The sequence below is a fragment of the Ruegeria sp. CE9 genome, from assembly GCF_056537425.1.
This window is the reverse complement of sequence record NZ_JBQFRO010000001.1, coordinates 324817-347620: the sequence shown is the minus strand read 5'-3', so window position 1 is coordinate 347620 and position 22804 is coordinate 324817. Positions and strand designations below refer to the sequence as shown.

The 22804-nt window shown below is 57.3% G+C and carries 20 protein-coding genes; 17 read left to right on the top strand and 3 right to left on the bottom strand.

What is annotated here, in order from left to right; all coding sequences use genetic code 11:
• Positions 1–42 precede the first annotated feature (42 nt).
• The 9 genes from ACR0B3_RS01720 (at position 43) to ACR0B3_RS01680 (ending at position 12279) form a co-directional block, all read left to right on the top strand.
• The gene (locus ACR0B3_RS01720; RefSeq protein WP_480807590.1) at positions 43–1569 is read left to right on the top strand and encodes a hypothetical protein; all 1527 of its coding nucleotides are present in this window, start codon (positions 43–45) and stop codon (positions 1567–1569) included.
• 2 nt (positions 1570–1571) lie between these two features.
• Complete coding sequence (locus ACR0B3_RS01715) at positions 1572–2528, top strand: site-specific tyrosine recombinase XerD (RefSeq protein WP_480807589.1); 957 nt, start codon at positions 1572–1574, stop codon at positions 2526–2528.
• A gap of 63 nt (positions 2529–2591) precedes the next feature.
• Entirely contained in the window at positions 2592–3899 is a 1308-nt protein-coding gene (locus tag ACR0B3_RS01710) for an HlyC/CorC family transporter (RefSeq protein WP_480807588.1), read from the top strand.
• Positions 3900–3986: 87 nt separating this feature from the next.
• Complete coding sequence (locus ACR0B3_RS01705; RefSeq protein WP_480807587.1) at positions 3987–4742, top strand: HpcH/HpaI aldolase family protein; 756 nt, start codon at positions 3987–3989, stop codon at positions 4740–4742.
• Between the two features lie 82 nt (positions 4743–4824).
• A complete protein-coding gene (locus ACR0B3_RS01700) occupies positions 4825–7242 on the top strand; it encodes a GcvT family protein (RefSeq protein WP_480807586.1) in 2418 nt (805 codons plus the stop codon).
• A 31-nt stretch (positions 7243–7273) separates the two neighbouring features.
• The gene (locus ACR0B3_RS01695; protein WP_480807585.1) at positions 7274–7870 is read left to right on the top strand and encodes a nucleotidyltransferase family protein; all 597 of its coding nucleotides are present in this window, start codon (positions 7274–7276) and stop codon (positions 7868–7870) included.
• A 765-nt stretch (positions 7871–8635) separates the two neighbouring features.
• Positions 8636–10072, top strand: coding sequence for a Do family serine endopeptidase (locus ACR0B3_RS01690; protein ID WP_480807584.1), 1437 nt, complete (start codon positions 8636–8638; stop codon positions 10070–10072).
• 163 nt (positions 10073–10235) lie between these two features.
• Positions 10236–10916, top strand: a complete 681-nt coding sequence (locus tag ACR0B3_RS01685; RefSeq protein ID WP_170682905.1) for a response regulator transcription factor — start codon at positions 10236–10238, stop codon at positions 10914–10916.
• Entirely contained in the window at positions 10909–12279 is a 1371-nt protein-coding gene (locus tag ACR0B3_RS01680; RefSeq protein ID WP_480807583.1) for a sensor histidine kinase, read from the top strand. Before ACR0B3_RS01685 ends, ACR0B3_RS01680 begins: the two co-directional genes overlap by 8 nt.
• A gap of 34 nt (positions 12280–12313) precedes the next feature.
• On the opposite strand, the gene ACR0B3_RS01675 is transcribed toward ACR0B3_RS01680, so the two are convergent.
• Complete coding sequence (locus ACR0B3_RS01675; RefSeq protein WP_480807582.1) at positions 12314–13537, bottom strand: cytochrome P450; 1224 nt, start codon at positions 13535–13537, stop codon at positions 12314–12316.
• Positions 13538–13629: 92 nt separating this feature from the next.
• Between ACR0B3_RS01675 and ACR0B3_RS01670 the strand changes: the two genes are divergently transcribed.
• Complete coding sequence (locus ACR0B3_RS01670) at positions 13630–13977, top strand: TfoX/Sxy family protein (RefSeq protein WP_170682908.1); 348 nt, start codon at positions 13630–13632, stop codon at positions 13975–13977.
• A 60-nt stretch (positions 13978–14037) separates the two neighbouring features.
• On the opposite strand, the gene ndk is transcribed toward ACR0B3_RS01670, so the two are convergent.
• Positions 14038–14460, bottom strand: coding sequence for a nucleoside-diphosphate kinase (ndk, locus tag ACR0B3_RS01665; RefSeq protein ID WP_008757405.1), 423 nt, complete (start codon positions 14458–14460; stop codon positions 14038–14040).
• A gap of 104 nt (positions 14461–14564) precedes the next feature.
• Complete coding sequence (locus tag ACR0B3_RS01660; RefSeq protein ID WP_480807581.1) at positions 14565–15767, bottom strand: multidrug effflux MFS transporter; 1203 nt, start codon at positions 15765–15767, stop codon at positions 14565–14567.
• 105 nt (positions 15768–15872) lie between these two features.
• Here ACR0B3_RS01660 and ACR0B3_RS01655 point away from each other — a divergent pair, with 105 nt between their 5' ends.
• The 7 genes from ACR0B3_RS01655 (at position 15873) to ACR0B3_RS01625 (ending at position 22794) form a co-directional block, all read left to right on the top strand.
• Positions 15873–17726 carry an ABC-F family ATP-binding cassette domain-containing protein gene (locus ACR0B3_RS01655; protein ID WP_480807580.1) on the top strand — a complete coding sequence of 618 codons (1854 nt, stop codon included), beginning with the start codon at positions 15873–15875 and terminating at the stop codon, positions 17724–17726.
• The gene (locus ACR0B3_RS01650; protein ID WP_480807579.1) at positions 17723–18343 is read left to right on the top strand and encodes a MarC family protein; all 621 of its coding nucleotides are present in this window, start codon (positions 17723–17725) and stop codon (positions 18341–18343) included. Before ACR0B3_RS01655 ends, ACR0B3_RS01650 begins: the two co-directional genes overlap by 4 nt.
• Positions 18344–18384: 41 nt before the next feature.
• Positions 18385–18966: a retropepsin-like aspartic protease family protein gene (locus ACR0B3_RS01645; RefSeq protein ID WP_480807578.1), complete on the top strand. Its 582-nt coding sequence runs from the start codon at positions 18385–18387 to the stop codon at positions 18964–18966.
• 49 nt (positions 18967–19015) lie between these two features.
• A complete protein-coding gene (locus tag ACR0B3_RS01640) occupies positions 19016–19642 on the top strand; it encodes an ImuA family protein (RefSeq protein WP_480807577.1) in 627 nt (208 codons plus the stop codon).
• Positions 19643–19685: 43 nt separating this feature from the next.
• Positions 19686–20900 carry an MFS transporter gene (locus ACR0B3_RS01635; RefSeq protein ID WP_480807576.1) on the top strand — a complete coding sequence of 405 codons (1215 nt, stop codon included), beginning with the start codon at positions 19686–19688 and terminating at the stop codon, positions 20898–20900.
• A complete protein-coding gene (locus tag ACR0B3_RS01630; RefSeq protein ID WP_480807575.1) occupies positions 20897–21493 on the top strand; it encodes a YceI family protein in 597 nt (198 codons plus the stop codon). The genes ACR0B3_RS01635 and ACR0B3_RS01630 overlap by 4 nt, the downstream gene beginning before the upstream one ends.
• A gap of 80 nt (positions 21494–21573) precedes the next feature.
• The gene (locus tag ACR0B3_RS01625) at positions 21574–22794 is read left to right on the top strand and encodes an MFS transporter (protein ID WP_170682916.1); all 1221 of its coding nucleotides are present in this window, start codon (positions 21574–21576) and stop codon (positions 22792–22794) included.
• The last annotated feature ends 10 nt before the right edge of the window (positions 22795–22804 follow it).

Below are 22804 nucleotides of genomic sequence, written 5' to 3'. Positions count from 1 at the left end.
TCTCAGCGCCGCAAAGCGAAATACGCGAACCGGTCAATCTTAATGCCGACTAGAAGCACTTTGCTGGCGCTTCTTCTGGCCGGAACCGCGCAGGCACAAACGCAAGAGCCATTGTCGATCATCGACTGGCTGACCAATCCGCCTGAGAATCTGCCGGGTACCGTTCTTCTGGAACCTCCGGTAACTCAAACGGGGCTGCAACCTGATGTGCAGGTGACCCCGCTTGAGGCATTGTCTGCGCCGTTGGGGTTGGTAGCCTCTTCGGTGACGGGGTTGCCCGTGGACCTCTGGCAAGGCAGCGATGCAGAACGGTTGGCCGAACTGATCGCGCAGGTTCGGGTCAAATCCAATCCCGCCATGCAGCGACTGCTGTTCACACTGTTGCTATCCGAGGCGCGCGCACCTGCCGGAGGGCAGGCAGAAGATATACTGCTGAAGGCGCGCCTGGATCGTCTAATGCAATTGGGTGCATCTGATCCGGTGCAATCCTTGGTCCAGTTGGCCGGTCCGACCGATTCACAAGACCGCTTCAAGCGCTGGTTTGATGCGACCTTGCTGACCGGAGACGAGGACCGCAGTTGCACGGCCCTGATCGCGCAACCGAATTTATCCCGGGACTATGCCGCTCAGATCTTCTGCAAAGCCCGTCGTGGCGACTGGGCTTCGGCAGCCCTGACGCTTGAGGCTGTGCACGCGCTGCAGGTTTTGCCCGAAGACCAACTCGCCCTGCTTGACCGATTTCTCAGCCCGGAATTGTTTGAAGGTGCAGAATATCTGCCACAGCCCGACAATCCCAATCCGCTTACCTTCCGTCTGTTCGAAGCCATCGGTGAGCGCTTGCCAACAGCCTCTCTGCCGCGGGCTTTTGCCAATGCGGATCTGCGCGACGTGGCCGGATGGAAAGCACAGGTTGAAGCTGCTGAACGACTGACGCGTATCGGCGCGCTGACACCTAATCAGTTGCTGGGTCTTTATACTGCACGTTCGCCTGCGGCCTCGGGCGCAGTATGGGATCGAGTCGCAGCTATTCAAAAATTCGAAGCCGCCTTGGACGCAGGCGACCCTGAAACAGTTTCAAAAGCGCTGAAAACCGTTTGGTCACAGATGAAAACCGTGGATTTGGAGGTTCCTTTCGCTGAACTCTTCGCCCCCCGGCTGGCGTCGATGGCTCTACCGGATCAGGCCACCGAAAATCTACGCTGGCGCATACTGCTTTTGTCCGAGCTTTATGAGGATGCGGCCCAAACCGTTCCCAGCGAATCCGAGGCCAACATGTTTCTTTCGGCCCTCGCGCAGGGCGATCCTCAACGCGCACCGTCGCCTACCCCACTGGCGGATGCGATTTCGCAGGGTTTTGCCTGGTCTGCCCCCATCCCCTCGGACATCGATGCATTGCTGAACAATGATCAATTGGGCGAAGCCATTCTGGAAACGATGCAATTGTTTGCCCATGGTGCACGCGGTAATCTAGTAGACCTGACTGCCGCGATCGCTGCATTCCGTCGCGTTGGGCTTGAGGATACCGCCCGCCGCGCAGCATTGCAGTTGATGATCCTAAACGGGTCGTGATCATGACCGCGCCTGCGACACAGGACCTTTGGATATCCACATTCCTGGAAGCGCAAGCCGCCGAGCTTGGGGCGGCAACGAACACTCTGCTCGCTTATGGCCGGGATCTAAAGGATTTCTCGGATTGGCTGACGCGCCGGAAATCGGATTTCACCGAGGCTGATCGTGACCGGATCGAAGGCTATCTGATCGATTGTGATGCGCAGGGGCTTTCACGCTCAACCCGCGCGCGGCGTTTGTCGGCGATCAAGCAGTTGTATCGGTTTGCTTTCGAAGAAGGTTGGCGGGACAGCAATCCGGCAATTCAAATCAAAGGTCCTGGGCGGGCAAAAAGACTGCCTAAAACACTGGATGTCCCCGAAGTGGACCGCCTGCTTTCTGCGGCGCGTCGAACGGGCCGATCCGACGCGGACAAAGTGCGTAACACTTGCCTGATGGAATTGCTCTACGCCACGGGAATGCGGGTGACCGAATTGGTGTCGCTGCCCGTTAGTTCGGCCCGAGGCGACCCGCGAATGCTGCTGGTCCTCGGCAAAGGCGGGAAAGAGCGCATGGTGCCCTTGTCCCCCCCTGCTCGTGAGGCGTTGGCAGAGTGGCTGGAAGCCCGCGACGTGGCTGAGGAGAACGCAATCGCCAACGGCGGCCAAGCATCGCGTTTTCTTTTCCCTTCGCGCGGGAAATCCGGGCATCTGACCAGGCATCGTTTTTTCCTGTTGGTCAAGGAACTGGCCGTTGAAGGTGGCGTTTCGCCCGAAAAGGTCACTCCGCACACATTGCGACATGCTTTTGCAACCCACTTGCTTGCGAACGGGGCTGATCTGCGTTCAATCCAAACTCTGCTGGGTCATGCGGATGTCGCTACGACCGAAATCTACACCCATGTACTGGACGAGCGCCTCTCGGAACTGGTGCTGGAACACCACCCGTTGGCAAAAGACACCCCGACAGATGATGGCTAACCCCTTGATTGGTAGGGGCCGCACCCCCATAACGGATGCAGCAACAAGAACAACCTAGGACCAATGGAACCCACCCCTTCTCTGCTTGACGGCGCATTCTGGATCACGTCAGGATCCATTCTTCTTCTCCTTGTCCTATCGGGCTTTTTCTCGGGCTCCGAAACGGCACTGACCGCATCATCACGTGGTAAGCTGCGGGCGCAAGCCGACAAAGGATCGCGCGGAGCGCAAAAGGCGCTGGATATAACCGACGACAATGAGCGCCTGATCGGCTCGGTCCTGTTGGGCAACAACCTGGTCAACATCCTTGCCGCCTCGCTGGCGACTGCCCTGTTCACACGGCTGTTCGGTGAAAGCGGCGTGGCGCTTGCCACACTGGTGATGACCTTGTTGGTACTGATCTTTGCCGAGGTTCTGCCAAAGACATACGCCATCACCAATGCAGAAAAAGCCGCCGCCTTGGTTGCGCCTGTTATTGGTGTCGCGGTCACGGTGTTCTCTCCGGTCGTGGCCGCTGTCCGGCTTTTGGTGCGCGGCGTGTTGCGTCTATTCGGCGTGCAGATCGATCCCGACAGCAACATTCTCGCGGTCCGCGAGGAAATCGCAGGCGCGCTGCAACTGGGACATTCGGAAGGCGTGGTTGAAAAAGAAGACCGCGACCGCATTCTGGGGGCGCTGGATCTTGGCGACCGCACGGTGGAAGAGATCATGCTGCATCGCTCGAACATCGAAATGATCGATGCGGATGACGAACCCGAAGCGATCCTGAAACAGTGTTTGGAAAGCCCGCATACGCGTTTGCCGGTGTTCCGGGAAGAACAGGAAAACATCGTGGGTGTCGTCCACGCGAAAGACCTGTTTCGCGCGATGTACGCGCAGGTTGGTGGCCCCGAGGGGGATACGGATCAGCTTAAGAACTTTGACATCGCGAAGGTTGCGAATGATCCTTATTTCGTTCCCGAAACCACAACTCTGGACGACCAGATGCGCGAGTTTCTTCGTATGCACAGCCACTTTGCATTGGTTGTGGACGAGTATGGATCGTTGCGCGGGTTAATCACGCTGGAAGATATCCTGGAAGAAATCGTCGGAGAGATTGCCGATGAGTTTGACATCGACGAAGAGGTGCCCGTCACCCGCACCGACGATGGCCAATTCCTTGTCGAGGGTGCGATGACCATCCGCGACGCGAACCGCGCGCTCGATTGGACTCTACCGGACGAAGAGGCCAACACGCTAGCCGGTCTGGTGATCCACGAGGCACAGATGATCCCGATTGTTGGTCAGGTTTTCTCATTTCATGGTTTCCGCTTTGAAGTCACGGCACGCGAAGGGAATCGAATAACGGCACTGAAGGTTCGCCCACTCTAGCGCTTACGAAATGTTTTCATGAGTTTCTGACGCCCTGCTAAGGTGCCCGCAATCGATAACGTCAATCAATTGCAGGACAAATGACAGATGCCCAGCCTCAAGAGAAAATTGCAGAACACTGAAGATCGGGTCAGCTCGATCGTTTGCACGATACCGTCAGCGACTGTCACGCAGGCGCTTGCGGCGTGCGGTGTTGATTCACTGATCATTGATCTTGAGCACGGAGCGGTCGACTATGCCTCAGCCCATGCGATGATCGCGGCGACCGCAGGAACGGACTGTGCGCCTTTGGTGCGCGTGGCAGAAAACCGGCCATCTGACGTAAAGCGAGCTCTGGATCTGGGCGCGGAAGGCATCGTATTTCCCCTCATTCGAACCTTGGAAGATACCCAAAAAGCTGTTGACAGCCTACGCTATCCGCCCAATGGCACGCGAGGGTTTGGGCCGTTTCTGGCGCAATCGCGCTGGGGGGAAACTCTTGCCACCTATCCCAGCGTTGTTGAGCCGGAATTGATTTGCTGTGTCTTGATCGAAACCGCCGAAGCCATTCAGAACATTGACGCAATTTGCGCTGTTCCCGGCGTCGATTTGATAATCGTCGCACAGTTCGATCTGAGTACAGAACTGGGTCTAATGGGCCAGTTCGACCATCCCGACTTTATCGCAGCCGTTCAGAAGGTCGAAAAAGCTGCATTCGGAGCCGGAATTCCCCTTGGCAATGCCGCGATGAGCGAAGCACAGGCAGCCGACCTGTTTTCACGTGGTTACCGACTGATCGGAGGCTTCGATGTGCTCTGGTTGCGAGAGAAGGCATTGCAGATCCAAAGTTGGTGCAAAGCATGAGTTACGACACCTGTTGTCGTTAACAGAACAGTAATTTCGACACCTGCTCGACAATTTTGCCAAAAAAATCTGGAGATCAATCGTGAAAACCACCACTCGTGTCGCAGTTATTGGCGGGGGCGTCGTCGGATGTTCTGTCCTCTATCATCTGACCAAATTGGGTTGGTCGGATGTGATGCTGCTGGAACGCTCTGAGCTAACGAGTGGTTCGACGTGGCACGCAGCGGGTGGGTTTCATACGCTGAACGGCGACACCAATATGGCTGCCCTGCAGGGCTATACCATCAGGCTTTATAAAGAGCTGGAAGAAATCACCGGTATGTCCTGCGGCCTGCACCATGTTGGCGGCGTGACTTTGGCCGATAATCAAGACCGGTTCGACATGCTGCTCGCCGAACGCGCCAAGCATCGGTTCATGGGCCTTGAGACCGAGATCGTAGGCCCCGAAGAGATCAAGAAAATCGCCCCGATCACCAACACAGATGGCATTCTTGGCGCGCTTTATGATCCTTTGGATGGGCACCTCGATCCATCGGGCACCACACATGCCTATGCCAAGGCTGCACGTATGGGTGGCGCCACGATCGAAACCCATTGCATGGTGCGCGAGACCAACCAGCGCCCGGACGGAACTTGGGATGTGGTGACCGACAAGGGCACGATCCACGCCGAACATATCGTCAATGCGGGCGGCTTGTGGGCGCGCGAAGTCGGCGCGATGGCGGGCATCTACTTCCCGCTGCATCCGATGGAACATCAGTATCTGGTCACCGATAACATCCCCGAGATTGAGGCCATCATCGACGCAGGCGGTGAACATCCGCACGTGATGGACCCTGCCGGAGAAAGCTATCTGCGGCAAGAAGGGCGCGGGTTGTGTATCGGATTTTACGAACAACCCTGCAAACCCTGGGCCGTTGACGGCACGCCTTGGGAATTTGGCCATGAACTGCTGCCCGATGACTTCGACAAGATCACGGACAGCATCGAATTCGCCTACAAACGCTTCCCCGTGCTCGCCGAAGCGGGCGTCAAATCCGTAATCCACGGACCGTTTACCTTTGCCCCGGACGGCAACCCTCTGGTCGGGCCTGTGCCCGGAGTCCGAAACTATTGGTCGGCCTGCGGTGTCATGGCGGGCTTTAGTCAGGGCGGCGGCGTTGGCTTAACCCTGGCTCAATGGATGATCGAAGGCGAACCCGAACGCGATGTATTTGCTATGGATGTGGCGCGGTTTGGTGACTGGATCAGCCCGGGCTATACGCGCCCCAAAGTGATCGAAAACTATCAAAAGCGTTTCAGCGTCGCTTACCCGAACGAGGAACTGCCCGCTGCGCGTCCGAACCGTACCACGCCAATGTATGACATCTTCAGTGACCTCGGTGCCGTCTGGGGACAGCAATATGGGTTGGAGGTACCAAACTATTTTGCCCAAGGCGATGAGCCCGATTTTGAGACACCATCGTTCCGCCGCTCCAACGCCTTTGAGGCCACTGGACGAGAAGTCCGCGCCGTACGCGAGGGCGTTGGGATCAACGAAGTCCACAATTTCGGCAAATACCGCATCACCGGGGCCGTTGCGCGCGCGTGGCTGGACCGTATCATGGCAGGCCGCATCCCCAAACCGGGCCGCATCTCGCTGACGCCGATGTTGTCGCCCAAGGGAAAATTGATCGGGGATTTCACAATTTCCTGCCTGCATGACGGCCTGTTTCACCTCACCGCTTCTTACGGAAGCCAGGCGTTCCATATGCGCTGGTTCCTGCAGAACCAGGAGGAAGGTGTAAAGATCGAGAATATCAGCGACCGTCTCAACGGATTCCAAATTGCAGGCCCAAAGGCTGCCGAGGTTCTTTCGGCCTGTACGCGCGACGATGCTGGCTCGCTCAAGTTTCTCGATGTCAGAGAGATGACCATTGGTATGACTGACTGTATCGTTCAGCGCGTAAGCTATACCGGCGATCTGGGCTATGAAATCTATTGTGATCCGATGGCTCAGCGGCAGCTTTGGTGGACCTTGTGGCAGGCGGGCCAGCCCCACGGAATCACTCCGTTTGGCATGCGCGCGATGATGAGCCTGCGTCTTGATAAATTCTTTGGCTCGTGGATGCGGGAGTTTTCGCCGGATTATACCGCAGCAGAGACAGGCTTGGACCGGTTTATTTCATTCGCGAAGAACACCGACTTTTTCGGTCGCGCCTCGGCCGAGGCCGAACGCGCCGCCGGGGCCAATCGCCAGTTGGTTGCGTTTGATGTTGATGCAACGGACGCTGATGTAAACGCCTACGAACCGATTTGGCTGGATGGCAAGGTCGTCGGTTTCTGCACGTCAGGTGGTTATTCCCACTATGCGCGCAAATCGATCGCCATGGGGTTCCTGCCAACCGATCAGGCAACCGAAGGGCGAGAAGTTGAGATCGAGATACTTGGTCAGATGTGCAAGGCGCGGGTGATAACGGCTCCTCTGTTTGACGCTGACGGCGCAAGAATGCGAGGGTGACTTAAACCGCCCTTAGCGACATGCTGGCGAAATGATTGAGATACCCATCATCCTGCTCGCCGCTGGGCAATCCAGCCGCATGGGCGGAATTGACAAGCTGATGCAATCGGTTGACGGCGTGCCGCTGCTGCGCCGTTCCGCCCAGAGGGCCCTTGCCGCAGGCCCTGTTATTGTCGCTCTTCCCTCCTTCCCTCATCCGCGCTTTGATGCGCTGGACGGGTTGGATGTGATGCCTGTCGAAATTCCCGATGCGCAGGAAGGTATGAATGCCAGCCTAAGGGGCGCGATGGCCGCTGTTCAATCTGACGCGCCTGCGGTCATGATCCTGTTGTCGGATCTACCGGATCTTACAACGAAAGATCTGATAGCCGTTATCCAGTCGGTTGAAACACACCCAAACAATCTGGTTTGGCGTGGATCGACCCAAGAAGGCAAACCTGGGCACCCGGTCGTTTTTGATCGATCTCTTTTTTCTGAGCTAAGTGAACTTGTCGGTGACAGCGGTGCTCAATCCGTCGTGCGACGCTGTAGGGACAATGTGTATCTTCATCCACTACCGGCTCGCAACGCCCTTCTTGATTTGGATACACCGGAAGATTGGGTCAAGTGGAGCGCCCAGCGGTCCTGAAAGCATACCTTAAAATGAACACGGCCCGGTCGTTGACGACCGGGCCGGTTGCCCAAAAACAGGACTACCACTTTCACCAATCTCTAAACCGCTACCAAACCGCCAATCAGGCTATCTGGCTTTGAGCTGCCGAACCTAAACAAGACCCCCTCGTTAACATGCCGCTCAGCGCTATGGAGACTGAGATGTGCCTTTGACACCCCCTAGTGTCTCGGGCCCCCCTCACTTGGGCAAAACCAATGTCGCTCATCAGATGCGATCAAACAACGTAAAATTGGATGGAATGGTAAATTTCCGCGAAACCGGACTGTCTTTTGCGCAACATTGCAACACCTAGAGTTCTACCAGTGGTTGCATTTAGTCGTATGCAACTGAGGACTTTCGTGTAATTTCATAGACGTAAGCCGGCCAATGTGCCTATTTCTCAAGCTTCTCTCACTGCGCTCAAAACTCAAACACAGAATACGTTGCAACTTTTAGGAGAAGCTTTTGGATGCTCGGATGAGCGCCGTTTCTTTGTTAACAAAAATGAATCAATTCAACGCTTTTTCTAAATTATTGACTTTGTCGGCAACAATCCACCGATTCGCCCCGATTCACGCAAGCTGATTCTTGCTGCTCGGTGCCTCAGAACGGCCACATCTAAACGGCAAAACATGGCGAAATTAAGGTTTCTTAATTTTTCTCTCAGGATATCCAAAGGTTGCTGGGGCATCTCCTTTTTCAATGCGCGGGATAAACCGCCAAACACAGACAGGAGTCAAAATGAGCATCCGCAAATCCTCACTGCTTTTTCCACGCACATCCAACTGGATGGGAGCTAGCGCACTGGGCGCGGCCATGCTGGCCACAACCGCCCTGCCCGCAATGGCAGACGAGGCGCTGGCCGATCTGGTCGAAACGGTTTCCCCCTCGGTCGTGACCATCATCGCGAAACAGGACGCCGCACCGACCCCCGCACAGGGACAGGAATTCAATTTCGAGGGTCACCCCTTTGGTGAATTCTTCAAGCGCTTCGGTGGTCCGGAAGGTTTCGAAATGCCACAACGCGGCCCCAGCCAAGGTCTTGGATCGGGTTTCGTGCTGGATGAGGCTGGATATATCGTCACCAATCACCACGTTGTCGACAACGCAACCGAAGTGACCGTGCGTCTGAGTGACGACCGCACATTCGAGGCGGAGATCATCGGAACCGATCCGCTGACGGATATCGCGGTTCTCAAGATCGATGCAGGTGAAGACCTGCAAGCGGTCGAGATGGGCGACAGCGACATTATTCGCGTTGGCGAGGATGTAGTCGCCATCGGCAATCCGTTCGGCCTGAATGCAACCGTGACGACTGGCATCGTTTCTGCAAAGGGTCGCAACATATCGGAAGGTCCCTACGCAGAGTTCATCCAAACCGACGCTGCCATCAACAAAGGCAACTCGGGTGGTCCGCTCTTCAACATGGACGGTGAGGTGATCGGTGTGAATTCGGCGATCTATTCGCCCAGCGGTGGCTCGGTCGGTCTGGGCTTTGCTGTCACGTCGAACATCGTCGATCACATCACAGCCGATCTGCTGGATGATGGCGAAGTCAGCCGTGGCTGGTTGGGTGTGTCGATCCAGAATGTCAGCCCTGAACTGGCGGCAGCCATGGGTATCGATGAGGCAACCGGTGCCTTGGTATCGGATGTTGTTCCGGACAGCCCCGCCGATGGTATATTGCAGCAAGGTGACGTGATACTGACGTTCAACGACGAAGCCGTTGATTCCAGTAGCGATCTGCCGATCATTGTCGGAACGACCAAAGTCGGTACTGACAGCACATTGACCGTGTTACGCAACGGCAAGGAAGAACAGATTGAACTGACGATCGGTCAACATCAATCAGCTTCAGCAGCGGTTGATAGCGTGGTTGAAGACAAGTTCGAAGGCACCTCGCTGGGTGTGACCGTGGCCCCTTTGACTGAAACCGCACGCGCCGAAAATGGCGTGGCCGAGAATGTCGATGGCGTTGTCGTCACCGATCTGAAACCCGAAAGTCCTGCGGCCAAAGCCGGGTTGCAACGCGGTGACGTGATTGTCCGCCTGGGCAATCTGGATACCGTGACGCCGGATGCGCTGAAAGAAGCACTGGAAAGCGAGAAGACGGATCCGGCTCTGGTTTTGATCAATCGCGGTGGCAACCAGATCTTCGTCGCGGTCGAGATCGCCTAACCCAACACCTAAGCGCGCCACATGATGGGGAAATCTGGAGCGCTTAATCTGGCCGGCACGGATTGTCCACGCGCCGCCGGAGCTGCCGGGTGCGAAATCGCACCCGGCATGTTTTTTTCAAAGAGTATGTATGTTTATATCCCAGTTAGAAGGAGCCCTGACCATGAGCAGACGCTTATTGATCGTTGAAGATGACCAGGACACGCGGGACTTCATCGCCAAAGGGTTTGGTGAAGAAGGCTATGTTGTCGAGGTCGCATCGGACGGGCGTGAAGGCCTGTATCACGCCACGGATGGCGGGTTCGATGCGGTCGTACTGGACCGGATGTTGCCGGGGCTGGATGGGTTGTCTCTGATCAAATCAATGCGCGCGGCTGGGTTGAAGACCCCTGTTCTGATGCTAACCGCGATGAGCGCGGTGGACGAGCGGGTAAAAGGCCTGCGCGCAGGTGCAGATGATTATCTGGTCAAGCCCTTCTCGTTTCAGGAGCTCCATGCCCGGATTGAGGCGCTGTTGCGACGTCCACAAGAGGCGGAAGAGGCTCCAACTCTTGCCTGCCGCGATCTTGAAATGGATCTATTGACACGAAAGGTTACGCGAAATGGTCGTGAGATCACGCTAACCCCGCGCGAGTTTCAAATTCTGGAGTATTTTCTGCGTCGTAAAAACCGCGTCGTATCGCGCACCATGTTGCTAGAAGGTGTATGGGACTATCACTTTGACCCGAACACCAATGTGGTTGACGTGCATATCTCAAAGCTGCGCCGTCAGCTTGACGAAGACGGGGCAACCCCGATCATTGAAACGGTCCGAGGGGCCGGTTACATGGTTTCGGATGGATAACCTGCGCCTGTCGCTGAAAAATTCGCGCACGAGACTGGTTCTTGCCAGCATGGTTCTTAGCACGTTGCTGACAGCGGCTGTTCTGACCATGGTCTATGTCACCGCCAATCGCACGATTACAGGCGAAACACGCTCGGTCGTCTCAGCGGAACTGACCGGTCTGGCGGATGAATATGAACGGCGCGGCATGATCGGGCTGATTACCGCGATTGAGCGGCGTTTACCCACGGCTGCCGAACGCGATGCGTTGTATCTGCTGACCGGCCCCCAAGGCGGCAAACTGGCAGGCAATTTAGTGCGCTGGCCTGAAGGGATCGCGCCGGGTAGTGGCTGGGTCGACCTGCAGCTCCGCAAGGGTGACACGGAGCAATTTGTTCCGATTTCGGCGGCCTCGATCAGATTGCCAGGCGGAGAACGACTGCTTGTCGGGCGCGATGCGCTGGCGCGGCAGCAGTTTGACCGCGTTCTGTTTCGCTCGGTCGCGCTTGCTCTGGTAACCGCGCTGGCGCTCAGTTTGCTGACCGGCTGGCTGCTGACCCGGCTGGTGTTTTCGCGGCTGAAAGACATTGCCGACACTGCCGACAATATCGTTTCGGGCGATCTGGCTCTGCGCATGCCAATGCGCGGCACGGGGGACGAATTCGATCAGGTTTCGGGCACATTGAACAACATGCTGGACCGCATTGAAGAACTGATCAGCAACCTGCGCACCACATCGAATTCAATCGCGCACGACCTGCGCTCCCCCCTATCGAGGCTGCGCCAAAGGGTTGAGTCGCTGGCCGAGCCCGGTAAAAGCGAGCAGGATCGCGAAATTGATCTGGCGCGTGCGACTGGGGAAATCGATCATCTGCTGCGCGTTCTCAGCCAATTGACCGAGATTTCGCGGGCTGAGGCTGGCCTAGGGCGCGAACAGTTTGAACCAGTTAAGCTGCTGCAACTGGTTGGCGATGTGGTTGAACTCTATGAGCCGGTCGCCGCCGATCAGAACATTCGGCTTGAAGTTGTTGGTAATGCTCAGCCGATCCAGGGCCATCGCCCACTGCTGTCTCAGGCGCTGTCAAACCTTCTTGAAAACGCGATGCGCTATGCACCGCCCGGCACGGCAATCACGATCGAAATCAAGGATGAAGACGACAATGCGCTGCTGAGTGTTCGCGACCGTGGTCCCGGAGTACCCGAAAGCGATCTGCCCCGATTGCAGATGCCGTTCGTCACGCTTGACCCGGCCCGGACCGAACGCAATGCGGGCCTGGGCCTCGCACTTGTTGCGGCGATTTCGCATATGCACGGGGGCACATTTCTGGCCCGCAATCGGAAGCCCGGGTTAGAGACGACCTTAAAGCTCTCACGCAACGCTTAGGTGCATAAAGAATGCCACCCAAACGTTGCCTACGTCACAGAACTGCAGGCAGCGATGCATAACCGTGAAAGCGAATGCGACCGCCTTGCACCCGTTCCTTCAGAATTCCGTAGTTGGGGAACCGGTTCAATAACCGACCTAGTGCGATGCGGCCTTCAAGCCGTGCCAAGGTCAGGCCGACACAGACATGCGGTCCGCCTGCAAAGGCCAGATGCCTGTTCGGCTTGCGCGTAATGTCAAATCGGGTTGGGTCGACAAAAACCCCGGGGTCACGGTTCGCCGCCCCGATACATAGATGCAGGTTTGTTCCCTTCGCGATCCGTTGGCCCCCGATCTCTACCTGCGTCGTCGTTTCCCGATTGCCAAACTGGTTCGGGGATCGAAAGCGCAGCACCTCCTCAATCGCTGGAACAATCAGCTCGGGATTTTCCAGTAAGCGTCCCCGTTGATCGGGATAATCGTTTAACAGCGCCAAGCCGTTGCCGATCAGATTGGTGGTTGTCTCGTGCCCGGCATTCAGGATGAAGATACAGTTTTGCAAAAGCTCAATTTCGCTCAACATCTCTACTGCGCCTTCGCCACGGATCAAGCGCGTCAGAACATCTGTCTCGGGGTCACCCGGATCGGCACGGCGACGGGCAACAAGATCGCGAAGATACGCTTTGAATTCGCGCACCGCGTTGTGTCCGATTTCAAGCTGAGCTTCCGTCAAGGCAGGCTCCAAAGCGCCGAGGATAGCCAAGGACCAATCTCGCAACGGTGCGCGTTCATCCATGGGCACGTCCAGCAGATTACCGATGATCTGGATCGGGATTGTCGAGGCAAAGTCCTCAATCAAATCGACCTGCCCTTTGCCAGCCATACCGTCCAACAGAGCATCAACGGTATCGATCAGGCCCGGCTCCATTCGCGCGATTGCGCGCGGCGTGAGGGCTGAGGTCATGATCTTGCGAACCCGTGTGTGCAGTGGCGGATCGGAAAACACCAGTGAGGTTGTGTGATGTTCGAACAGAGGCGACCCAACACCGAATTTCGGGCCAAACGCCGCCTCTTTATCCGAGGAATAAAGCGTCGTGTTGCGGTAGATTGCATCCAGATCCGCATGACGCGACAATAAAACTGAACCGTCCGGTTGCCGCAGAATAGGCGCATGCAATAGCAAGGCGTCGTAGAACTGAAATGGATCATCAACAAACCCGTCAGGCGGGTTCATCAGGTCCAGATTTTGCGCTATATTCTCAAGGCTTAGATCATTCATACTTCGCTCTCCCAACATTTGGGTAGCGGAAAGGGACGCTTCAAACAACCATGTGCAGGTGACACGTCGGAAAGGGCGGGATAAGACGGGGCATGTCTGACCCGATCTCATCCATTCGCAACCTTGGTCCCGCGTTCGAGCAAGCCTGCGCACGCGCTGGTATAATGACCGCTCAGGAGTTACGCACCCTCGGCGCGGATGAGGCCTATTCGCGCCTGCTCCAAGCCGGAACGCGCCCGCATTTCATTGGCTATTATGTCCTGGTTATGGGTCTGCAAGGCCGACCCTGGAACGACTGCAAGGGCGAGGAAAAGAAGGCGCTGCGTGAACGGTTCGATGCGATTAAGGCCAGTACCAGTCGGGCCCCTGAAAGCCAGTTGATCTCGGATCTGGATGCCGTTGGCGTGCGCGTTACGGCCAAAGATCTCAAACCCGTTTGAGCAATGAAAAAGGCCGCGCCCCCGCAAGAAGGCACGGCCTAGATTTAATCTGACGACAGATTAGCCAACCAGTTCGATACCCGAAAAGAAGTAGGCGATCTCAACCGCGGCAGTTTCTGGTGCGTCCGAACCGTGGACCGAGTTTTCGCCAACCGACTCGGCGAACTCGGCGCGGATGGTGCCGGGGGCTGCGTCTGCGGGGTTGGTTGCGCCCATGACTTCACGGTTCTTCGCGATGGCGCCTTCGCCTTCCAGAACCTGGACAACAACCGGTGCCGACGACATGAATTCGCACAGTTCGTCATAGAACGGACGCTCAGCATGCACGTCATAGAACTTGCCTGCTTGGGCTTTGGTCATGTGAATGCGCTTTTGCGCGACGATACGCAGACCAGCTTCTTCGAACTTGGCATTGATCTTGCCAGTCAGGTTGCGGCGGGTTGCATCGGGTTTAATGATCGAGAATGTGCGTTCCAGTGCCATATTGGCCTCTCCTTGACTTAAGGGCGCGGTCCTCGCGCCGAAATCTATCGCGCGCCGCCTAACATGGTATTTGCCTCATGAAAAGCGTTATGATCGTTTATCACTCAGATCGCATCAGGCAGCGGGTCGGTACGGTCAAGCCTTCTGACGTAGAGCACCGCCAAAAGGCCTGCGAAGCTGCTGCCAAACATCATGCTAAGCACCAGATAGGGCCCGTTCTCAGGGCTTACAAATGTCCCAGTCATCAGGGTCAAAACCGCCCCTAACGCCACGATCAACGCACCCGACAAGCCCGCCGCGCTGCCAGCCAGTTTTGGGCGCACTGACATCACCCCGGCCGAGGCATTTGCATTGGTCAGGCCATTGCCGAACCCGACGCAGATGGCCGATCCAAAAAACACCCAGACCGAACCCATGTTGCCGATGAACAGCAACAGCCCCCAGAACGGCCCGACAGACGCCACGATCCGACCGATCAGGATCATTGTGGTGAGCTGTGTGTGCTTGGCGATGCGCCCCGTCACAAAGTTGCCGACCATAAACCCGCCAGTAATGATCCCGATGCCAAGGCCCAGCATTGCAGGGCTCAGATCAAACCACGCCGCAGCGACCAGGGGTGCTCCGGTAATAAAGCTGAAAAACCCGCCAATGGAAAACGATGCGCATAAGGCGTAACCCCAGAATCTACGCGCGCGGAACAAGTGCGGGTACTCGCGCATCTGCGCCGCAAAAGTGGAAGATCGATTGGTGTTGGTCTCTCCCATGTCGAACCACAGCAGCAGCAGCACCCCTGCCCCAAGCAGCGAATACAGCACGAACCCGGCTCGCCAACCAAACAGCATGTCCAATGCGCCGCCCAGCATTGGCCCAAGCATCGGTGCCAGTGCCATGGCCATCGCAACATAGCCGAGTTTGCTGGCGGCCTCATTTGGTGGATATCGGTCGCGGATTGAGGCACTCGACAACACGGGCCCGGCTACCACTGCGGCCTGAATCATTCGGAACGAGAGGAAAGCCCAGATCGACTCGGCCAAGACGCATCCAATTGATGCAGCAACAAAAACAGCCATCGCAATCAGGAGGACTGGCCTGCGCCCGTAGCGATCTGACAAGGGCCCAACGATCAACTGCAAGACCCCCGAGACACAGAGATACCCGGCCACGGATACGTTCATCAGGCCATACTCCACACCAAAATCTTCGCTCATATGCGCCAGCGACGGCAGGAACATGTTCAATGTCAGAACCGACAATGCCGTCGCAAAGATCAGTGTTATCAGGGTCGGAGGTGTTTGAGCCGCACGCATAGCGAAACCAATTGGAGGACGAACCGGAACAGCGCTAACACATTGCTTCTGAATTGAACATGGCGACCTCTGGCGGCGGTTAGGATGCTCTGGTAAGAGCGGCTCATGCTACGGATCGAGAACATCACCTACGCCGTTGAAGGGCGACTCCTGTTTGATGGGGCCAGTGCAACCATTCCGGATGGTCACAAGGTGGGCCTAGTGGGGCGGAATGGCACCGGTAAAACCACGCTCTTTCGATTGATCCGGGGCGAGTTGTCTTTGGAATCGGGCAATATCGCGCTGCCGAAGCGCGCGCGGATCGGGGGCGTGGCGCAGGAAGTGCCCTCATCAGATGTTTCGCTGATCAACACGGTTCTGGCAGCGGATGTCGAACGCAGTGCTTTGATGGCCGAGGCTGACAGCGCGGCCGATCCGGATCGAATTGCTGAGATTCAGACCCGTCTAGCCGATATCGACGCTTGGTCGGCTGAGGCGCGTGCCGCGTCGATTCTCAAAGGATTGGGCTTTGATGATGAGGATCAGCTCAAGCCCTGCTCGGACTTCTCGGGCGGCTGGCGGATGCGCGTGGCGCTGGCAGCGGTGCTGTTTTCGCAGCCCGATCTGCTGCTGCTGGACGAACCGACCAACTATCTGGACCTTGAAGGTGCATTGTGGCTTGAAAGTTATCTGGCCAAATACCCGCACACTGTCATCATCATCAGCCACGACCGTGGTCTGTTGAACCGCGCCGTGGGGTCAATCCTGCATCTCGAAGACCGCAAGCTGACCTACTACGCGGTGCCTTACGATAAATTCGCCGAACGCCGTGCGGAACGCCTGGCGCAGGCTGAATCCGAAAATGCCAAAGCCAAGGCGCGCATCGCCCATTTGCAGAGTTTCGTGGATCGGTTTCGCTACAAGGCGTCTAAGGCTGTTCAAGCCCAATCTCGCCTTAAAATGATCGAGCGCATCCAGCTGGTCTCAACCCCGCAAGAGGCAGCCCTGCGCGCCTTTTCTTTCCCCGAACCGGAAGAACTGTCGCCCCCAATCATTCAGCTTGAGGGCGGAGTGACCGGCTATGGTGAGACCGAAGTTTTGCGCCGCCTGAACCTGCGCATTGATCAGGATGACCGCATCGCATTGCTCGGCAAGAACGGTCAGGGCAAATCGACTCTTTCAAAGCTGCTGTCCGACCGCCTGCCCCTGATGGCTGGCAAAATGACCCGCAGTTCCAAACTGCGCATCGGCTATTTCGCGCAGCACCAGGTGGATGAGCTGCATGTTGATGAAACACCTCTGGACCATCTGCGCCGTCTGCGCCCCGACGAAGCTCCGGGCAAGTGGCGCTCGCGGCTGGCTGGGTTCGGATTGAGCGCAGATCAGGCCGAAACGCTGGTCGGTCGCTTGTCGGGAGGGCAAAAGGCGCGTTTGTCTTTGCTGATCGCAACCATCGACGCGCCGCATATGTTGATCCTTGACGAACCGACCAACCACCTGGACATCGAAAGCCGCGAAGCGTTGGTCGAGGCACTGACCGCCTATTCCGGCGCGGTTATTCTGGTCAGCCATGACATGCACCTGCTGTCGCTGGTCGCCGACCGGCTTTGGTTGGTTTCGGATGGTACCGTCAAACCGTTCGATGGCGACCTCGAGGCCTATCGCGCCCTTCTTTTGGCCCGCGAAAAACCGGTCAAAGAGAAGCCACAGACCGCCAAACCCAAACGTGCATCACGCGAGACGGTATTGGCACTGCGCGCAGATCTGCGCAAATGTGAAGATCGGGTCGAGAAACTCACGGATATGCACGACAAGCTATCGGCCAAGCTGGCGGACCCGGCGCTCTACGAAGATGACCGGATCAACGATTTAGAAACCTGGAACCGTAAGTTCGCCGAAGTGGTCGAAGCCATGCAAAAGGCCGAGTCGCTTTGGGTCGCCGCCGCAGAACGTCTGGAACAGGCTGAGAACGCCGCATGATCGACATGGGCTTTTTTATTACGGCTTTCACCACGATGTTCGTGGTGATTGACCCGTTCGGCACCACGCCAATCTTTGTCGCCCTGACACAAGAAATGGACGCTGCCGCGCGCCGTAAGATCGCGATCCGCAGCTGCCTGACAGCTGTTTTTATCCTGATCGCCTTCGCCGCGTTTGGTGAGGCCGTTCTGGGCTTTGTCGGGATCTCAATGCCTGCATTCAAAGTGGCTGGCGGCGCTTTGTTGTTCCTGACCGCGCTTGACATGCTGTTCGAGCGGCGCACCAAACGGCGAGAAAACCGCGCGGAGGAGGAAGAGCATCCTGACCCGTCGGTGTTCCCGTTGGCCATTCCGCTGATCGCTGGCCCCGGCTCGATCGCGACCATCATTCTTTTGGCTGGGCAGAACCCGGGCATTCAAGGGATCGCAGCCGCCTGCGCCGTTATGCTGGCCGTTATGCTGGTGGTTTTTGTGTTCTTTCTGGCAGGCGGGCTGATCGCCCGTATCTTGGGTAAAACCGGGCTGAACGTGCTGACCCGGCTGCTGGGTATGCTGCTGGCCGCACTGTCGGTTCAGTTCATTCTTGATGGGCTCAAAGCCTTTGGTTTCGCTTCGTGAACTACCATATTGGTATGAGATAACTGACTCCGGGTGATGGAATGGACGGCTACGATATTGGGCGCTTGACCTATTTGGTTCTGCTGGGTGCGGCCCTGTTGATGTGGTTTATCACTCAGAACCGTCAGTCCTTGGGCAAAACCATGCAGCAGGTCGCGGCTTGGGTGTTTATCTTTATCGGCGTTATCGCTGTTGTCGGCCTGTGGGAGGATATCCGCTCGACCGTCAGCCCCACGCCGCAGCTCACCGTGACGGATCAAAGGATCGAGGTGCCGCGTTCATTTGACGGGCATTATTACTTGCCGATGTTGGTGAATGGTACGGCGGTGACCTTTTTGGTCGATACCGGGGCCAGCAATATCGTCATTAGCCCGAAAGACGCTGAACGAATTGGTATCGATACGGATCAGTTAAATTATCTGGGTCGCGCCTCCACCGCCAATGGCATCGTGCGAACCGCCCCGGTTCGGCTAGACAGCCTGTCTTTAGGCCCGATCACTGATCACGATATCCCGGCCTCGGTCAACGAAGGCGATCTGGATCAATCTTTGTTGGGGATGGCGTATCTGCACCGCTTTTCGAACATCCAGTTTGCCGACGGGCGGTTAATATTGTCGCGCTGACGGCATTCCCTGATTGAGAACAAAATAGGAACATGCTAGGTTGATCAGCATGTCCACCCATCTTCTTGGCCGCAAGCCCGCGCGCACTCCGCCCGGGGTCGCCCTGCACCCACAGATCAGCCTGCAACTGGCCCGTGTGCACGAGGCCTGCGGCCCCGCCCGGCGCAGCTTTGCCCTGTGGCTGGCAGGGCAGATGCGGGGCCCGGTGATGTGGATTGCCCCGGCGTGGGAGGTCGCCCAACTGCACCCCGAGGGCATGTTGCCTTTTGCCGACCCGTCCCGGTTTCTGCTGATCCGCCCTGACAAACCCGAAGACCTGCTGTGGTGCATGGAAGAAGCCTTGCGCAGCGGGGCCGCCCCGCTGATCGTCGGCGACCTGCCCGGCCCGCCGGGTCTGACCCCGGTGCGGCGGATGCATCTGGCCGCCGAACAGGGCGGCACATCGGGGCAGGCTCCGCTTGGGTTATTGCTGACACCTGACGATGGCGGCGCGCAGGGGATCGAGACGCGCTGGCATATGGAGCCGACTTATCAAGACGCGGCCTGCAGTTGGTGCCTGACCCGCCGCCGCGCCCGCGCCCTGCCCCCGGCCAGTTGGCACGTGACGCGGGCCGCCCCTCATTCCGAGCTACAATTGCAGCAGATCAAATCCAAAGACGCGCCCGCGATCACATAACTTGTGACTGGCCAAAACCGGACTTGCCCCCTAGCGTGCCGGAATGACACATCCGATCCATGACAGCCGATACTCTTGGCTTCGCCTGCTGATCACACTGGCCATCGCAACTGTGGTCAATGTCGGCATGTGGGCTGTGGTCGTCGTGATGCCTGCCATCGAAACCGATTTTGGAGCTGGCAGGGCCGCAGCATCGATGCCCTACACACTCACCATGATCGGTTTTGCGTTCGGCAATATGTGGCTTGGCAGGCTGGTGGATCGTCTGGGGGTAACAAAAGCGCTGATCGGGGCGGCCCTGCTAAGCGCCTTAAGCTATCTGCTGGCAACTCTTGCGCCAAACATAGGCCTACTTTCGGTTGCGCATCTGTTGCTGGGATTGGGAACATCGATCGGGTTTGGCCCCCTGATCGCCGACATCTCACACTGGTTCATGCGCCGCCGTGGGATAGCTGTGGCGCTGGTAGCCAGTGGCAACTATTTGTCGGGCGCAATTTGGCCGACATTGTTGTCAGGCATGCTGCAACGTGAAGGATGGCAGCAGGTCTATTTGAGCCTCGCCGTCATCACTCTGATCGTTGTCATTCCCCTGTCCCTGCTCCTGCGTCGCCAGGTCCCGGATGAGGCCCACAGCACCGCCGCAGCCGCCGCACAGATCAAAGCGCAAAGCGTCGGCTTTTCGCCGCGTACCCTTCAGTACATCCTTGGGCTGGCTGGTATCGGCTGTTGCGTCGCCATGTCGATGCCACAGGTTCACATCGTGTCCTACTGCGTCGGCCTTGGCTACGGCCCAGCCGTCGGAGCCGAAATGCTGTCACTGATGCTACTGGGCGGTGTGGTTAGCCGCGTGATCTCAGGCTTGGTCGCAGACCAATTGGGAGGGTTGTCGACACTGCTGATCGGTTCGGTCCTGCAATGCATCGCGCTGTTTCTGTTCCTGCCGTATAACGGCATGGTATCGCTATATGTCGTCAGCATGCTGTTTGGACTGGCGCAAGGCGGCATCGTCCCGAGCTATGCGTTGGTTGTGCGCGAATACATGCCCCCGCAAGAGGCTGGCGCACGCGTGGGCTTTGTGATGATGATGACCATTCTGGGCATGGCTTTGGGCGGCTGGATGTCCGGCTGGATCTACGACGTGACCGGAAGCTATCAACTTGCCTTCATCAACGGTATCCTGTGGAACGGGTTGAACATCGCCATCGTGCTGATGCTCATGAAACGCTCAAGACCGCGTGGAACCGCGGCGATGGCATGACCGATCTTACCCGACGGACACTGATCGCGGGGCTTTCAGCAGCACCTTTTGCGCGCGCGGCACATGCAGCACTAACCCCATATGTTCTGGCGAATGCGCGCAACTCAGTCGAGTTTACCTACAGTTTGTCTGGCACAGCGCAATCAGGGACAATGCCAGTACAGTCAGCGCAAATTCTCATCGACACGCACCGCCTTCAAGACAGTCGGGTCGATGTTGTGATGGACGTGACCCGCGCACGCACGAAATTGCCCTTTGCGCGTGGCCCAATGCTGGGCAACAGCGTGTCGAACTCAGCCCGCTATCCCACCATTCGGTTCACCACGACGAAAATACAATTGGGACCCACGGGCCGTATCTCGGAAGGCGCAACCGTGACCGGCGATCTGACGGTGCGCGATGTCACCCGCCCTTTGACATTGAGGGCAGATCTATACAGAAAACCAGGCAGCGCGGCGGACGATCTGGATGAGTTGTCGATCAGATTGGTGGGCGCACTCAATCGAAACGAATTTGGTGCTTCGGGCTATCCCGATCTTGTGCATCCAACTATAGGTCTGGACATCCACGCCGAGATTCTACGGCAAGAATAATGGCCCAAAGGCAAAAAACGACCTAAGGGCGTCGAATAGGCGCGCGCAATTCGTGGCAGCCGAGACAAGTTGACCTTATCATGCGTACGATCATTTCATTTGCTGCCCTATTTCTTTCCGTAATCCTGCTGCAACTCTCAACAGGTGGCGTTGGTCCTTTGGATGCGATCTCGGGCCTGACGCTTGACTTTTCAACCGAGCAAATCGGTCTGCTGGGGTCGGCACATTTTGTTGGCTTCTTTGTCGGCTGCTGGTGGGCACCGCGCCTGATGGGCAGCGTTGGCCACTCGCGCGCCTTCGCCGTGTGTACCGCTTTGGGCGCGATGGGGCTGATCGGGCATACGTTGACCGAGAACCCCTATATCTGGGCCGCCCTTCGGATCGCCTCGGGCACTTGCGTCGCTGGTTGCTATACGGTGATCGAGGCTTGGCTGAACGCAAAAGTCACCAATGAAACTCGCGGTCGCGCGATGGGCACCTATCGCATTGTTGATATGGGCGCGTCACTCTGTGCTCAGTTGATTATCGCAGTTTTACCCCCGGCCTCGTACGTTTCCTACAACTTGCTGGCCATCCTGTGCTGCGCGTCGATCCTGCCCCTCGCACTGACCCGTGCTAGCCAGCCCGAAACCCCTGCCGCCCCTCGCCTGCGTCCAAAGCTGGCGTGGAATAGTTCGCCACTGGCCGTCGCAGGTGTAATTGTGGCCGCCCTCAGCTCGGCATCATTCCGGATGGTTGGTCCGGTTTATGGACAAGAGGTTGGTCTGGGCGTCGATCAGATCGCCTTCTTCCTCGCGTCCTTCGTCCTTGGAGGAGCGCTGGCGCAGTACCCAATGGGGTGGCTCGCGGACAAATATGACAGGCGTTGGGTGCTGATCTGGCTCTCGGCCGCAGCGGTCGTCAGCTGTGCGATTACAATGGCTGCAGGCGGCACTGGGACACTCGGGGTGATGCTATCCGCCGGTCTGTTTGGCTTTACCACCTTCCCAATCTTCTCGGTTTCATCCGCCCACGCAAACGACTTTGCCACAACCGAACAAAGGGTCGAGCTCTCAGCTGCGCTGATGTTCTGGTACGCGCTCGGGGCAATCGCCTCGCCCTATATTTCCTCCACCCTGATCCAGAACTTCGGCCCACCCGCGCTGTTTGCATTTGTCGCTTTGGGCCATGTCTTCCTGATCGGGTTTGGATTGGCGCGGATGCGCTCTCGCCCAACGCCCGAGGAAAGAACGAATTATGTTTATGCGCCTCGGACCTCCTTTATGATTGGCAGGCTGCTCAAGGGATCGCGCGAGAAGTAATGAAAAGGGC

What these genes read in the sequence shown, in the direction of transcription:
- ACR0B3_RS01655 (WP_480807580.1), top strand. Translation starts at nt 15,873, where the DNA reads ATGCTACGGATCGAGAACATCACCTACGCCGTTGAAGGGCGACTCCTG.
- ACR0B3_RS01625 (WP_170682916.1), top strand. Translation starts at nt 21,574, where the DNA reads ATGCGTACGATCATTTCATTTGCTGCCCTATTTCTTTCCGTAATCCTG.
- ACR0B3_RS01695 (WP_480807585.1), top strand. Translation starts at nt 7,274, where the DNA reads ATGATTGAGATACCCATCATCCTGCTCGCCGCTGGGCAATCCAGCCGC.
- ACR0B3_RS01705 (WP_480807587.1), top strand. Translation starts at nt 3,987, where the DNA reads ATGCCCAGCCTCAAGAGAAAATTGCAGAACACTGAAGATCGGGTCAGC.
- ACR0B3_RS01660 (WP_480807581.1), bottom strand. Translation starts at nt 15,767, where the DNA reads ATGCGTGCGGCTCAAACACCTCCGACCCTGATAACACTGATCTTTGCG.
- ACR0B3_RS01710 (WP_480807588.1), top strand. Translation starts at nt 2,592, where the DNA reads ATGGAACCCACCCCTTCTCTGCTTGACGGCGCATTCTGGATCACGTCA.
- ACR0B3_RS01715 (WP_480807589.1), top strand. Translation starts at nt 1,572, where the DNA reads ATGACCGCGCCTGCGACACAGGACCTTTGGATATCCACATTCCTGGAA.
- ACR0B3_RS01675 (WP_480807582.1), bottom strand. Translation starts at nt 13,537, where the DNA reads ATGAATGATCTAAGCCTTGAGAATATAGCGCAAAATCTGGACCTGATG.
- ACR0B3_RS01685 (WP_170682905.1), top strand. Translation starts at nt 10,236, where the DNA reads ATGAGCAGACGCTTATTGATCGTTGAAGATGACCAGGACACGCGGGAC.
- ACR0B3_RS01630 (WP_480807575.1), top strand. Translation starts at nt 20,897, where the DNA reads ATGACCGATCTTACCCGACGGACACTGATCGCGGGGCTTTCAGCAGCA.
- ACR0B3_RS01680 (WP_480807583.1), top strand. Translation starts at nt 10,909, where the DNA reads ATGGATAACCTGCGCCTGTCGCTGAAAAATTCGCGCACGAGACTGGTT.
- ACR0B3_RS01670 (WP_170682908.1), top strand. Translation starts at nt 13,630, where the DNA reads ATGTCTGACCCGATCTCATCCATTCGCAACCTTGGTCCCGCGTTCGAG.
- ACR0B3_RS01640 (WP_480807577.1), top strand. Translation starts at nt 19,016, where the DNA reads ATGTCCACCCATCTTCTTGGCCGCAAGCCCGCGCGCACTCCGCCCGGG.
- ACR0B3_RS01645 (WP_480807578.1), top strand. Translation starts at nt 18,385, where the DNA reads ATGGACGGCTACGATATTGGGCGCTTGACCTATTTGGTTCTGCTGGGT.
- ACR0B3_RS01720 (WP_480807590.1), top strand. Translation starts at nt 43, where the DNA reads ATGCCGACTAGAAGCACTTTGCTGGCGCTTCTTCTGGCCGGAACCGCG.
- ndk (WP_008757405.1), bottom strand. Translation starts at nt 14,460, where the DNA reads ATGGCACTGGAACGCACATTCTCGATCATTAAACCCGATGCAACCCGC.
- ACR0B3_RS01635 (WP_480807576.1), top strand. Translation starts at nt 19,686, where the DNA reads ATGACACATCCGATCCATGACAGCCGATACTCTTGGCTTCGCCTGCTG.
- ACR0B3_RS01690 (WP_480807584.1), top strand. Translation starts at nt 8,636, where the DNA reads ATGAGCATCCGCAAATCCTCACTGCTTTTTCCACGCACATCCAACTGG.
- ACR0B3_RS01650 (WP_480807579.1), top strand. Translation starts at nt 17,723, where the DNA reads ATGATCGACATGGGCTTTTTTATTACGGCTTTCACCACGATGTTCGTG.